General features: G+C 64.8%; 12 protein-coding genes and 1 tRNA gene. 2 read left to right on the forward strand and 11 right to left on the reverse strand.

All coding sequences use genetic code 11. The annotated features are described in order from the left end of the window. Window positions 1-54: 54 nt before the first annotated feature. The 5 genes from C0V78_RS07145 to ftsE are packed head-to-tail and all read right to left on the reverse strand — an operon-like array spanning window position 55 to window position 4,184. Window positions 55-1,299 (reverse strand): NRAMP family divalent metal transporter, encoded by a 1,245-nt coding sequence (locus C0V78_RS07145; protein ID WP_101797087.1) that lies wholly within the window; start codon window positions 1,297-1,299, stop codon window positions 55-57. Next, window positions 1,296-1,997, reverse strand: a complete 702-nt coding sequence (locus tag C0V78_RS07150) for a 1-acyl-sn-glycerol-3-phosphate acyltransferase (RefSeq protein WP_101797088.1) — start codon at window positions 1,995-1,997, stop codon at window positions 1,296-1,298. Before C0V78_RS07150 ends, C0V78_RS07145 begins: the two co-directional genes overlap by 4 nt. Next, window positions 1,994-2,530: a YdcF family protein gene (locus C0V78_RS07155; protein ID WP_101797089.1), complete on the reverse strand. Its 537-nt coding sequence runs from the start codon at window positions 2,528-2,530 to the stop codon at window positions 1,994-1,996. The genes C0V78_RS07150 and C0V78_RS07155 overlap by 4 nt, the downstream gene beginning before the upstream one ends. An 11-nt stretch (window positions 2,531-2,541) precedes the next feature. Further along, on the reverse strand, window positions 2,542-3,459 hold the full coding sequence (locus tag C0V78_RS07160) for an ABC transporter permease (RefSeq protein WP_101797090.1): 918 nt from the start codon (window positions 3,457-3,459) through the stop codon (window positions 2,542-2,544). Next, on the reverse strand, window positions 3,456-4,184 hold the full coding sequence (ftsE, locus tag C0V78_RS07165; protein ID WP_101797091.1) for a cell division ATP-binding protein FtsE: 729 nt from the start codon (window positions 4,182-4,184) through the stop codon (window positions 3,456-3,458). Before ftsE ends, C0V78_RS07160 begins: the two co-directional genes overlap by 4 nt. A 163-nt stretch (window positions 4,185-4,347) precedes the next feature. Here ftsE and C0V78_RS07170 point away from each other — a divergent pair, with 163 nt between their 5' ends. Beyond that, the gene (locus C0V78_RS07170; protein ID WP_101797092.1) at window positions 4,348-5,211 is read left to right on the forward strand and encodes a zinc-ribbon domain-containing protein; all 864 of its coding nucleotides are present in this window, start codon (window positions 4,348-4,350) and stop codon (window positions 5,209-5,211) included. Window positions 5,212-5,332: 121 nt separating this feature from the next. Further along, window positions 5,333-5,419 (forward strand) — tRNA-Leu (locus C0V78_RS07175). Window positions 5,420-5,682: 263 nt separating this feature from the next. Here the strand turns inward: C0V78_RS07175 and C0V78_RS15275 are convergent. The 6 genes from C0V78_RS15275 to C0V78_RS07205 form a co-directional block, all read right to left on the reverse strand. Beyond that, window positions 5,683-6,057: a TIR domain-containing protein gene (locus C0V78_RS15275; protein ID WP_101797093.1), complete on the reverse strand. Its 375-nt coding sequence runs from the start codon at window positions 6,055-6,057 to the stop codon at window positions 5,683-5,685. Further along, window positions 6,017-8,917 carry a hypothetical protein gene (locus tag C0V78_RS07185; protein WP_101797094.1) on the reverse strand — a complete coding sequence of 967 codons (2,901 nt, stop codon included), beginning with the start codon at window positions 8,915-8,917 and terminating at the stop codon, window positions 6,017-6,019. Before C0V78_RS07185 ends, C0V78_RS15275 begins: the two co-directional genes overlap by 41 nt. 45 nt (window positions 8,918-8,962) lie before the next feature. After that, the gene (locus C0V78_RS07190) at window positions 8,963-10,057 is read right to left on the reverse strand and encodes an NACHT domain-containing NTPase (protein WP_101797095.1); all 1,095 of its coding nucleotides are present in this window, start codon (window positions 10,055-10,057) and stop codon (window positions 8,963-8,965) included. 150 nt (window positions 10,058-10,207) lie between these two features. Next, window positions 10,208-11,887, reverse strand: a complete 1,680-nt coding sequence (locus tag C0V78_RS07195; protein ID WP_101797096.1) for a recombinase family protein — start codon at window positions 11,885-11,887, stop codon at window positions 10,208-10,210. Continuing rightward, entirely contained in the window at window positions 11,880-12,302 is a 423-nt protein-coding gene (locus tag C0V78_RS07200; protein ID WP_101797097.1) for a DUF2924 domain-containing protein, read from the reverse strand. The genes C0V78_RS07195 and C0V78_RS07200 overlap by 8 nt, the downstream gene beginning before the upstream one ends. Then, window positions 12,299-12,598, reverse strand: coding sequence for a DUF3489 domain-containing protein (locus C0V78_RS07205; RefSeq protein ID WP_101797098.1), 300 nt, complete (start codon window positions 12,596-12,598; stop codon window positions 12,299-12,301). The genes C0V78_RS07200 and C0V78_RS07205 overlap by 4 nt, the downstream gene beginning before the upstream one ends. Window positions 12,599-13,025: the final 427 nt, after the last annotated feature.

The following is a 13,025-nucleotide window of genomic DNA, read 5'->3' on the forward strand; positions in this document are numbered from 1 at the left end:
TCGGCCCGGCCGCCTCCTCCAGGGCGTGCCGGGCCGTACTTTTTCCGGGCTGGATCAACTGAGCAGGAAGACCGCGGCGACCAGCGCCATGACGGCGGTGGAAAGCCAGCCCCCGATGGCAAGGCGGCGCGAGATGGTCAGCCGGCCCATGGCCTTTCGGTTCTGTGCGATCAGCATGGTCACCACCATCAGCGGCGGGGCGAGCAGGCCGTTGACCACGGCTGCCCAGTACAGCGCCTTCATCGGGTCGATCGCAGCAAGGTTGAGCGCGACCCCGCCCATGGTGGCCAGCGCGATCATTCCGTAAAAGGCCTTGGCCTCGCGCGGTTTGCGGTCGAGCCCCACGGTCCAGCCGAAGGTTTCGCTCACCGCATAGGCGGCGCTGCCCGCCAGGATCGGCACGGCAAGCAGGCCAGTGCCGATGATGCCCAGCGCAAAGAGGGCAAAGGCAAGGTCTCCCGCGATCGGGCGCAGGGCATTGGCCGCCTGCGCCGCGCTTTCGATATCACGCACGCCATGCGCGTGGAGCGTTGCCGCGGTGGCGACGACGATGAACAGGGCGACCAGGTGCGAAAAGCCCATGCCGACCAGGGTATCGGTGCGGATGCGCTTGAGCTCGGCCCCGGCCCGGCGCGGGCTGACCATCAGCGGCTTCACGTGGCGGCGGTGCTGCTCTTCCACTTCCTGCCCGGCCTGCCAGAAGAACAGGTAGGGGCTGATCGTGGTGCCGAAGATGGCGACCAGCGCCATCGCGTGTTCGCGATCGAAGGTGAAACTGGGCACCACCATGCCCTTGAGCGCCTGCCACAGCGGAACATCGGCGACGAAAACCACGCCGACATAGGCGAACAGCGAAAGCGTTGCCCACTTGAGCACCCGGGCATAGGCAGCATAGCTCAACCACACTTCAAGGAATACGCAGAGCACTCCGAAGCCGACGACATAGGCCATGATCGGCCCGGGCAGCAGCAGGGCAAGCGCCGCCGCCATGGCTCCCAGATTGGCACCCAGGTTGATGATGTTGGCCACCAGCAGCAGCACCACGACGGCCTGCAGCAGGGCGCGCGGATAGTGCTGGCGCAGGTTCTGGGCGATGCCCATGCCGGTGGTGGCGCCGATCTGCGCGCAGACCGACTGGATCGAGGCGAGCAGCGGAAAGCCGAACACCAGCGTCCAGCCCATCGAATAGCCGAACTGCGCGCCGACCTGGCTGTAAGTGCCGACGCCGGAGGGATCGTCGTCCGCCGCCCCCGTCACCAGCCCGGGGCCGAGGACGTCGAACAGGTTGCGGCGCTTCACCGGGCTTCCCGGTTGAGCGCGTTGATTGCCACGCGCACGCGTTCCTCGATATCCTCGCGCGGGAGCCCGGCCGGGATGGTTTCGCCAAAGTGGATGGTGATCGTTCCCTTGCGCTTGATCCAGCGGTGATAGAACCGCCCGCTATCGACCGACATCGGCACGACCGGCAGGTTCAGCAGCTTGTAGATGCCGGCAAAGCCCGAGCGCAGCGGCGGGCATTCCCCGTGCGGCACCCGCGTGCCTTCGGGGAAGATCACCAGCGGGCGGCCTTCCTGGCCGAAGGCGCGGGCCGACTGCATCATCGCGCGCAGGGCCTTGGCGCCCTCGCTGCGTTCGACCCGGACCATGCCATAGGCCACACCGACCTTGCCCCACAGCGGGATGTCGAGCAGCTCCGATTTGGCGAATGGCACGGGGCGGTTAAGCAGGTTGGGCAGGTCGATCGCCTCGAAGAAGCTTTCGTGCTTGCCCGCCACCAGGACCCGGCCCTGCGGCACTTCGCCCTGCACGACCACGCGGATGCCCAGCAGGTTCACCACGCACCAGCGGTGCCAGCGCGCCCAGCCCTCTGCCAGCCAGACCATGCGGCGGCGGTCCATGTAGCTCGCCGGGACAGAGGCCAGGGCCAGCAAAAAGCTGCCGAGATAGAAGGCCAGGTAAAAGGCAAGGCTGCGCAGCGCAGCGCCGATGGGGATCATGCGCCGGCGAAGCTCGCGACATAGCGGGCGAGGAACTTGTTGTATTCCAGCACCAGGGTTTCGAAACTGGGGGCAGAGGGAACGGCATCGCGCACGATGGTCAGCTCATTGGGCGCAATCCGGCTCAGCTCGAGCGCGGCACGGCGCATGTGCCAGTCGGACGTGACCAGCCGGACCGACTTCACCTTGTTCGCCGCGATCCAGAACGCTGCTTCGCTGGCGTTGCTGATCGTGTCGACCGACTTGAAATCGAGCACCACGCAGCAGGCCATGGTGCCGCCGCTGACACCGTATTCGGCGGCGAATTCGCGCGGGCGCACCTTCTTGTCCACCCCTGCGACGAAGATCCGGCGCGAATAGCCCTTGGCCTGCATTTTCAGCGCGCGGCCGATGCGGCCCTCGCCCCCGGTAAGCACGACGATGGCATCGGTCTTCTGCGCGCCCGCCGGCGCCGGCGGCACAAAGGCAAACCACAGGAACCCGAGGAGGTAGGCAAGCAGCGCGCTTGCGGCAAGGCGGCTCAGGCGAGTCATCGGGTGGGGTTCTATAGCATCCTTGCCAGCGAACGCAGCACGGTAAGCCGCGCCGTTAGCGTGGCCAGCGCCACTCCGGCAAGCGGAACCAGCGCCAGCATCAACCATTCGACCCAGCCCAGCCCGCCACTGGAGATCAGCCCCGCGCCCAGCCCGGCGAATTGCTGGCCCAGCAGCATGACGACGATCACGGCAGCGGCAAAGCCGGCGATGCCGCCTTCCAGTGCGGCAAGGCCGGTGGAGCGCTGGAAAATCCGGGCAATCTGGCTGTCCGTCCCGCCCAGCAGGTGGACGATCTCGATGGTCTCGCGGTTCGATCCCAGCGCCGATCGCGTTGCCAGCAGCACCGCCGCAATCGTCGCCAGCGCCAGCAGCAGGACCAGCGCCAACGCCAGCCACTGCAACGAGGATAGCGCCCCGAACACCGGCCCCAGCCAGCTTGACTGGGCATCGATCCGCGCGGACGGCACCTTCTGGCGCATGGCGCTGCGCAGGTCTTCCAGCGTGTTGCGCGATACTGGTCCCGAAAGTCGCGCGTCAATCAGCGCCGGCACGGGAATGCCCGCCTCGCCCACTTCGCCGCCCAGCCAGGGTTCGACCAGCGCATCGACCTGTTCCTGCGGCACCGGCGTTACCGACTTCACCCCCGGCAGGGCGCGCAGCACGGCAACAGCCTGCCGCGCCTGGACATCGCGCACGTCCGAGCGCGCCTCGACGATCTGGACGGTGATCCCGCCCTTGAGCTCGTTCTGCGCCACCGATGCGAGCTTGCGCAGGGCCAGCCCGCCCGCTGCCGCGATCACCGTCAGCATCACCATTATCGCGATGACCCAGGGGATCGGCCCGGAAAGCCGCGCCTGCGGCACCAGTTCCGCCCGTCCACGCCCTTCGCGCGCGCCGATCGGCAAAAGCTTGAGCGGCCGGTTCATGCGGGCATCGCCGGGCGGCGCGGGGGATAGCGCAGCGCCCCCGTGGGATCGGAAAGTCGCCCCTTGTCGAGCCGCATGATCAGGCTGTCGGGCACCTTCTTGAGCAGATGGACGTCGTGGGTGGCCACCACCACGGTAGTACCCAGCCGGTTCAGCGCCTCGAACAGACGCAGCAGCTTTACCGCCATGTCGGGATCGACGTTGCCGGTCGGTTCGTCGGCGACCAGCAGCTGCGGGCGGCCGATCACGGCCCGGGCAATGGCGACGCGCTGCTGTTCACCGCCCGAAAGCGTGGCCGGGCGCGCCTGCATCCGGTCTGCCAGCCCCACCCATTCGAGCATGTCGGCCACCGGCCGCGCCAGATCGCTTTCGGTGAAGCCGGCAACCCGCAGCGGCAGGGCGACATTGTCGAAGGCGGAGAGGTGCGGCACCAGCCGGAAGTCCTGGAACACGACCCCCAGGCGCCGGCGCAGGGCCGGAAGCCGCTCGCGCGGCAGGGTGATCGCGTCGGTGCCGAAAATGCGGATGCCCCCGCGCGATGGCCGCTGGGCAAGGTAAAGCAGCTTGAGCAGCGAGGTCTTGCCCGCGCCGCTGGCGCCCGTGAGGAAGTAGAACGAGCCGGGGTAGAGCGTGAAGGAAACGTCGCTCAGCACCTCCCGCTCGGTGCCATAGCGCAGGCCGACATTATCGAACTGCACGATCTCGCCGCTGCCGGACTGGGTCATCGATTGTCTGTCCTGGTCACTCGGCTTGGGGTCCATTCGGCTGCACCGGCGGGCTATAGCCGCGATCCCATGTGGAAAAAAGGGCGATAGTCTCCCGCTTTGCCGCACAAAGGCCTTGCGGGGGGATTGCCTTGCCCCCTCGCACGGGCTTAACCCCTCTGTCATGATCATTGCGTGCCCCGCCTGCAACACCCGCTACGTCGTGCCCGACGCGGCGATCGGCGTGGAAGGGCGCACCGTGCGTTGCGCCAAGTGCCGCCATTCATGGTTCCAGGAAGGCCCGGAAGCGCAGGCCCCTGCCGCGCCGGTCGCCGCTCCGCCGGTCGCCCCTGTCGCCGCCCCCCCGCCGCCGCCTCCCCCCGCACCTGCGGCCCCGCCGCCCGTGCCGGAGCCCGTGGCCGCCGCGGCGCCCGAGCCCGCGCCCATGGCCGCACCGCCTGTCGCCGCACCGGAACCGGAGCCTGCACCTGCAGCAGAGCCGGAGGATTTCCGCGGCGATCCGCCGATCCCCGACAGCCCTCCCCCGCCCTATTACGACGATACCGGCGGCTATGAGGAAAGCTATTCGAGCTTCGAGCACGAACCGCCGTTCCGCCCGCGCCGCAATCCGCTGAGGATGTACACCATGGCCGCCGCGGTCTTTGCGGCGGTGGCCTGCTCGGCCATGGCGGCAGTGTGGTATTACGGCCTGCCGGACTGGGCGCCCTTCGGCAACCAGACCTTCGCCGAAGGCCAGGCCGACCTGCAGCTCGATTTTCCGCCGAACCGGCTCGATCGGCGCACCCTGCCCAACGGCGTCGAATACTTCGGCGCGAGCGGCAAGGTCACCAATATCGGCAAGCAGCGCCGCACCGTGCCGCCGATCCTGATCGTCCTGCGCGATTCGCGCGAACGCATCGTCTATTCGTGGGTGGTCATCGTCTCCAAGCGCCAGCTCAATCCGGGCGAAAGCGTCACCGTGAACGAAGCCGTCACCGGCGTGCCGCGCACGGCCAAATATGCCGATGTGGGCTGGAAACCGGGCTGATCGCGCGGCAGGCAAAAAACCTGCAACATCACCGCTTGCCCCCCGGTTCCCCTTTTGCTAGGGGCGCCCTCCTACCCCCCCGGGGCATGCGAACCGCACGGTTTCGTCCCCCGATGATTTAGCGGTCGTGGCGGAATTGGTAGACGCGCAACGTTGAGGTCGTTGTGGGCGAAAGCCCGTGGAAGTTCGAGTCTTCTCGACCGCACCAGTCATTCAGCAGAACCTGCAGCCGGAATGGTTTCCCCTTTGGGGGCCGGTATCTGGGCGACATTTCCGACGGTTACGAGCCGGCCTTAAGCGCCTGCGGTCAAAGTGGTCTCAAGCGGTCAATTTCAAGATCAGATCCAGACTGGGTATCTCGGCTGGAAATTCGGCTGACCGCAGACGCTGACAGAGCCGCCATGTGAGTTGAGCATCCACTAACTTGGTACCTGCCATTCATTCATGTCTCCCAAACGGGCATAGATTCCCCTAAGTAACCTGCCACCCAAGTCTACGAAACTTCGCAACAGGTGCCGGCGAGCCTGACGGCAGTAACTTTTGACGCAGACGTCCCAGATCGTCAGGGGCCATGAGGATCACAGCAAAGGCAGTACCGCCGCTTTCTTCCTGGACCTTCGTGAGGATAGAACGGCCCTTGTTGGGTCTTTCTGAAAGGATGACGACATCGAGTCCAACGCTGGTCTCTAGAATGCGGGCGACAGCATGCCTGGCGGCCTCATCGCGGCCATAGACCAAGAAAACTTTGGCGGTCTGCGACGCACCTTGGCCTTCGTCACCTGCGATTTGAGAAAGGCGGGTTTGATCATGTGGTCGGAGATGCTTTCTCAGCGGGTCGCGAGACATCTACGACATAGACATCGATCACATCGCGGAGGTTTTCGGGCAGCCGGTCAATGAGCATCGAACGGAGGTCGTCCGGGGTCTTCGGTCGCGCCAACCCGTCGGGATGCGAGGGCAGGTTCTTTCCCGGCACATCACCGAACCACAGGACGACATAGACTCCCCGGCCTTCGGCATGCCAATCATGCAGATAACGCGCGGCAAGCTGCTCGACCGGCGCGGTCCAGACGTCGGGATGCCACTGCCCCTTGATCTCGACTGGTAGACCGATGCTGCCAAGGATCGCGGCAATGTCCGCACGCTTCTGCTGCGGCATGTGCATTTCCGGCGCGAAGCGAATCGGGTCGGGTAACTGGCCGGAGATGTGCTCGACCAAGCGGTTGCGGCAGAAATTCTCACCACATGGTTTTGCGCCGTCCCAATAGGCCTCCCACATGTCGGTTGCCATTGAATGCATCCGGTCGTCTAGGTCTTTGAGGCGGTCGCCAAAAAAGGCACGCATATCGTCGATCGTCGATGGCAGTCCGCCGCCGAGGACGGCGGCAAGACCCGCAACGGATACTGGCGTGAATTCAGAATCACGCCGGGCGCGTAGCTGGAGCGCCAATGCATGCCGCAGCGGATCGACATAGCTCGGATTGGCAACGGCAATTAGATGTTCAAGCGCGGTGGTCGCGTCGCGAGACGGGTCGCCGCCAATGGCATAGCCGCTATTCTCGATCATCGATGTCGCATCCCAGGGATTGGTATCGCCGCTCGAACTGCCCTGCGGGCGCGAGGTTCGCGGCCACGCGTGGCTGAAACGTTCCACGATGAATTGGCGCTGCGAGACTGAAAGCCTGCGCTCAGCATCGTCCCGCTCTCCGGAGACGCGATTTCGGATGAACCAGAGAAAGTCACGATCATCGGCCGCGGCTTCGACGAGGTTGTCGAAGGTCGCATCGAAATCGACAAGGAAATCGAGCGCGAGCCATGCCAGCATCGTTTCATAGTCTCGATGGAGCCGACCGCGCGTTTCCCTTGCCAATGCCTGCAGGTCAGCCAGCTCGGCATGACGGCTCGCATGGCCGAGGAGCTCGGCCTCGACCGATGCCGGAAGCGAGGGGAAGCGGCGCAGCCATTCGACCGCTAGCCGTCCCGCCAATGGCCGCCAGCGCTGATCATTGCCGAGGAAATAGAGATCATAGACATGGCCGGCCTGTCGCTCGAGTTGCGGCTCGATTGACGTGCGGAAAAACCGCTCAATCGCGGCGTCGTCGCGCAACACAGCGGCCTCCAACGGCTTCATGTCAGTGCCACCGGAAATCTGGGATTCGGTCGCGCGCCTCCAGGCCATGAAGGCCGCCTCCCGCGCCTCGACGGTCAGTCCATCGACCCCAAGGCCGCGTCGCAGCCGCTCGGCCACCCCACACACCAGGCTGAGTTCGGCGAAGTAGATTTTGTCGTTGAGGTGCGTGTCGACGATGTCGCTTGCGGACGGTCTGTCGTTACGATCAAAGCTCGCCATGAAGCCCTGTAGCGCCCGCTCGCCCAAGTCTTCGCCCAGAAAGTCCGTTACGCGCGTCTGGGGCGGCTTTTCCCGATCGAAATCACTGAAGCGGCCCAGATAGGCTTTGGCCGGATTGTACAGCAGGTTCGGTGCGCCCGCATTGACCGCCAGAAGATCCTTGGCGATGCTGTCACGAAAGGTTTGATGGATTGCGGCCCGCCGCGCCTCGCGTTCTTTCTGCGCCGCCGTTTCCTTCTCTTCCCATTGATAGACAAGCGGCTTCGACAGCTCCTCAAGCCTCGCCAAGAATGCCGACGAATCAGCTCCGATCTTGGCTGCTGCCTCCCTTACATTCGCGACAATCCCGTCTCGGCGCGGTGCGAGCAGGACAAGTTCCTCGAGCATTTCCAGATCAGCGGCTGCGTCTCCACGGCGACGGTCGAACTCCTCGATCAGCGCAATGACGTCGTCCACATCTGGGTAAAGGCCAAGCCCGCATTCGTAGAATGCGAACGCCGCATCGCGCACATGCTCGTAACCGGCATCAAACACGACATGTCTTTGGATCCCGCGCCGGACGGCTGGATGTGCGCCGAACCATTTGATCAGGGCATCGATCGCCCCGCGCTTGTAACCGTGATGATGATCCAGCCAATGCAGGCGCCGCCAAATGTCGGCCGGCTCCATCTCGGGGTTAAGTGTTAACGCGCGAAGCCCACCCAGCCTCACTAGATCAGCGACCTGTGCCTTCGCAGAGTGATTGCTGTTCTCGACCAATGACTCGCCATACTCCCGAGCCGCGTCGAGCAGCGCGGTTAGTTGATCGATTGTCAGCGCTTCGAGCGAGCTGTCGCTGAGGTGCGCAAGATCGAGGCGGTCTTCATTCCGGTCTCGGCCGCTGACCGTTAGGCCGATGTGCGCGTAGAGGGTGCGCACGGCCAATTCCATAGCCACAGCGCCAAGCCCGAGATCGTGCAGCACCTCCCAAGCTAGCCGCCGATCGTCCTCGCCACCTTGCGCGAGCAGCCGCTCGATCATCTCGGAGGGATCACCGATGAGGCCCAATTCCCGCAGCGCATCAGCGGCGCGGCTGCGCTCGCCGTAGTAGCGCGCCGTGTCGAACATCATCGCGCGCAATTCCGGTTCCAGCGCGGCGGTCAGTTGGTTTCCGACCATCGCTTCGACCAGCAGCAGCGTGAGGTGCGTATGTTGATCGGGCGTCCCGATCAGGGCAAGAATGTCGTCCTTGAGTTCGACGCGCATGAGGCCGCTTGCCGGATGCCGGCCCCAATCCTCCGCGCGAAAGAACGGGTCGCGATCGGATAGCGCGGCCAAGGCGCCGAGCAAGCCGCGCGCGACATGGACGGGCATCATCTCGGCATCACCATAGCGCAGAACCGCATAAGGATCGGCGGCGACTCAGACCTCCGCCAGCGTATCATCGAAATGGGCCAGCCAAGCGTGCAACCCGCGTAGCGATGTCGGTACGCCGTGGCCCTGGCCGAACAGTGAGAAGAGCCGCCGCGCCGACACGCCGGATTGGAAACAGCGCGCAAGCCACTTCGCGCCGAGATACTCGGCGATGACCCGGTGCAGGAGTTGAAAGCGCTGACCACCTTCCGCTTCGACCAGACGCGTGTGGAGCGCTGCGTCGATCGCCTCAGCGTGCGGAAGCGCGGCGATGCTCCCGACATGGATGCAGCTATCAGGTATCGTGCCCGCCGGGCCGTTGAACAGACCCGCAAGGTCGCATAGCAATTGGGTGGCGGCGTAGGCACCTGCGGCGAGAAGCAGTTTCTCGGCCTCGGCATGCGCGTGCGCTGCATCGTGATGGCGCGGGTTTTCTTCCTGCACGAGGAGCTGACACGCGCGTTCAAGCAGCTGCGCGCGACTGATCGGCAATGCCTCGTCGCTCGCTGCGACCTCGCCGATTAGCCGCAGCGTCAGTGGATTTTTGTAGATTTCTTCAAGACCACGGTCGGCGAGATGGGTAAGCGCCCCATCGGCATCTACGGAAGGAAAATTACGTCGAAGAAAATGCGTCGCGTCACCGCGGTCGAATGCCAACAAGTGGAGGAGGATTGCCGGTCGCCCATAGTCGTCCTCGATCTTGATTCGATCGGCCGCCCCGCGCCAGTCAACCTCGCGGCTCGAAAGGATGAAGCGTGGATAGCCAAGCTTCGAGAGCTGGGTGAGGATAGCATCAACGCCGCCCCCCACGGTCGCGGACGCGATCTCATCCAGACCGTCGATGACAAGGCATTCGCCGTTGGGGATCAAGTGTTGAGGCTGAGCATTGCGCACAAAACTTGCCGCGCGGACATAGACGAAGCCAGTCTGTCGCCCGATGGCCTGTGCCAGCACACTCTTGCCTATGCCTGGATCGCCAAGGATGACGACGGGGCCATCAAGATCAAGGATCGCCGCCTGATCGATGATGACCGACACGCGCGTAGTGGGATCTTCGCGTTCCAGCCTCCGGTCGATTACTATACTTGGTTCCACATCCGCCATGGATACAAATAAACACTGCTGCTCTTTTCAATCAATGCGCAGATTCTTCAGAAAGGCGCGAAGTCGACGCCCCGTTTCCGACGGGAGTATCGGCTATCCCAATCTGCGCTACTGAAGGGGGCCTTTCCGGACCGCCCAACAAATCAGCCTTCACCGGCACCCGATCAACGCCCTCTGCGCCTTCCAATCCATCGGCAGCTCGATCTCGCTGAGCCGCTTGGCGGTCAGCGTTGCAGGCTGCCTGCCCTCGACAATGGCGGTTACGATGTCCGGCGCGAGGCAGGAGAGCCTGACCAGCTTGCCCAGCCTCGTCCGGCAGCGTCCATGCTCCGCGCCAAGCGCGTGGAGCGATTTCTCCGGATTGGCGAGCACGAGCCTGCGCGCGGCAGCAGCCTCGGCGAGCAGGGCCAGCAGCCTGGTGTCGTGCCTTGCCGGTTCCGGTGCGAGCGATGTGGGACCTGGCACCACGAGCCGGAGCTGATGCCCCTTGCGCACCTTGGCGATCGGCAAGGTGAGCAGGATGGGTTCAGCTTGCACCTGGTGATCGTGCGCGACCTCCAGCGCCGCGAGCAGTCTGGCGCGTGAGAGGCTCATTTCGATGCTCTGAGAGGTCAGTGAGACCCGCTCAATGAGCTTCTCAATGACCTCCAACCGGTCATGCGCGCTGCCGCTGCGCAAGCTGGCCGCCATGAGATCCGCCCGCTTGAGCATGCGCTGGATGGTCTCGGCAGTGGCGCCCGGCACCAGAGAGCACAGGTCCGCGCTCTCGGACAGGAAGTCTGACAGACGCGTGCAGACGAGCTTCTCGACATCGCCTGCCGCCACCCGCCATGCCGGTCTGCCATCGATGAGGTCGGGCCGGGTATTGTAATAGCGGTAGCGCTTGCCGGTCTTGGTCGCATGGCTGGGCGTCATCGCCCTACCCTCACCGTCGAACAGGAGGCCAGTGAGCAGGCTCGGCTGCTGCGCGCGGATGCGCCGCGAGGTGCCTTGCGCTTGCGCCTTGAGCTTGGCCTGGACCGCTTCCCACAGCGGCGCCTCGATCACCTGGGCGTGCTCGCCGGGGTAAGCCTCGCCCTTGTGGACGATCTTGCCGATGTAGATCGGGTTGGCGAGCAAGTGGTAAAGCGTGCCACGACGGAACTCGCAGCCGCCCCGGTGCGGACCGCTGGCGCGGATCTGGACCTTGGTGCGGTGACCGTTGCGGTTGAGCTCGCCGGCGAGGTCATCGACCGACGGCAGCTCAAGGTAACGCCGGTAGATGTGCCGGACGAGCTCTGCTTCGGCCGGGTTGATGATCAGCCTGCGGTTCTCGACGTCGTAGCCTAGCGGCACGGTGCCACCCATCCAGAGACCCTTGCGCTTGGAGGCCGCGATCTTGTCCCGGATGCGCTCGCCGGTGACCTCGCGCTCGAACTGGGCGAAGCTGAGCAGCATATTGAGCGTGAGCCGCCCCATCGAGGTGGTGGTGTTGAACGACTGGGTGATCGAGACGAAGCTGGCCCCTGCCTTGTCGAGCACCTCGACGATCTTGGCGAAGTCGGCAAGGCTGCGGGTCAGGCGGTCGATCTTGTAGAGCAGGATGATGTCGACCTTGCCGGCCGCGACATCGGCCAGCAGGCGTGAGAGGCCCGGCCTCTGCATGTTGCCGCCCGAGAACCCGCCATCATCGTAGCGCTCGGGGTTGAGCGCCCAGCCCTCGTGCCGCTGGCTCAGCGCATAGGCTGCGCAAGCCTCGTATTGCGCATCGAGGCTGTTGAACTCCTGGTCGAGACCATCCTCGGTGGACTTGCGGGTGTAGACCGCACAGCGAAGGATCTTCTCAGCCATTGCGCCTCAGTCCGAAGAAGCGCGGACCTGACCAGTGAGCACCTGTTACCGCGCGGGCAATCTCGCTCAGCGAGCGCCAGGTCTGCCCTTCGTAGAGGAACCCCTCCTCAAGCACCTCGACGCTGATCGTACGGCCGTTCCACTCGCGGATGAGGCGGGTGCCTTGCGAGAGGACCGGTGCGCGCTGGATTACCGGCGCGGCCCTCTCGCCTGCGGCGATGCGTTCGAGTTCGCGCGACACGACCGCCGGCAGGCGGCCCAGCCGCTTCTCCTGCAAGTGCTGGGCGAGCAGGCGGCGCAGCAGGCCTGCCGGAAGCGAGGGCACTGCCCCCGCTCCTGCCGCCTGCCATGCCGCTGGCAGGTCTGGCGCCGGCATCGCCTCGATGGCGGCCAGCTCTTTTGCCAGCCTGCTCATGCGGTCGCCGCCGCGGTCATGCGATAACGAGTGATGCCGTCGACCTTGTCCCTGGTGATGGCGTGGCCCTTCTTGCGCAAGCCGGTCAGCATCGCGCGGGTGGTGTGGGGCAGCCAGCCGGTTGCCGCGACCATCTCATCGATGCTGGCACCTTCCGGTCGACTGAGCAGTGCGATGACTGCATCGCGCTTGCTGGGGATAGCGGGCTGCGCCTCGACCTGGGTCCCTGCATCGGCCTGAGGCTCGCGGGCCATGCGGCGGGGGCGTTGAGCCGCGGACGTGTTGGTGTGTTCCATGGGTGGTCTCCGTCGGGAGACAGCACCGGCTGCTCCCACCACCCAAGGCCCTGCCAGTCGAGCTGGTCAGGGATGCTGCTGCTGATCGGCCCGGCGATTCAGTGACAACAGCAATGCTTGGGTTTGGCTGATGATCAAGTGAATCGTCAGCTTTGTTGGGCACTCCGGAACGCCGGCTTTGCGATGCAACAACACTTATATCCGCCATTCCGGCCGCGACAACATTCAGCGCGTGAACCTGCGATCGACTGATGAAATCAGATATCACGCTGGGCTCGGCGGGGCCTCGCTGAAGACCCGCAACCTCACATGTTCACCCTTTTAGCGATAGGAACCGGGGTCTCCTGAGCCTACTCGAATTTCGCGGCGCCGGCACCAAGCTAGTTCCAGCCGGCCTTCCGAGGTGAGGACGGCAGCGTCGTCCTCG

Origin of the sequence: Novosphingobium sp. TH158 (assembly GCF_002855555.1) — a bacterium.
In the GTDB taxonomy this organism is placed as follows: domain Bacteria; phylum Pseudomonadota; class Alphaproteobacteria; order Sphingomonadales; family Sphingomonadaceae; genus Novosphingobium.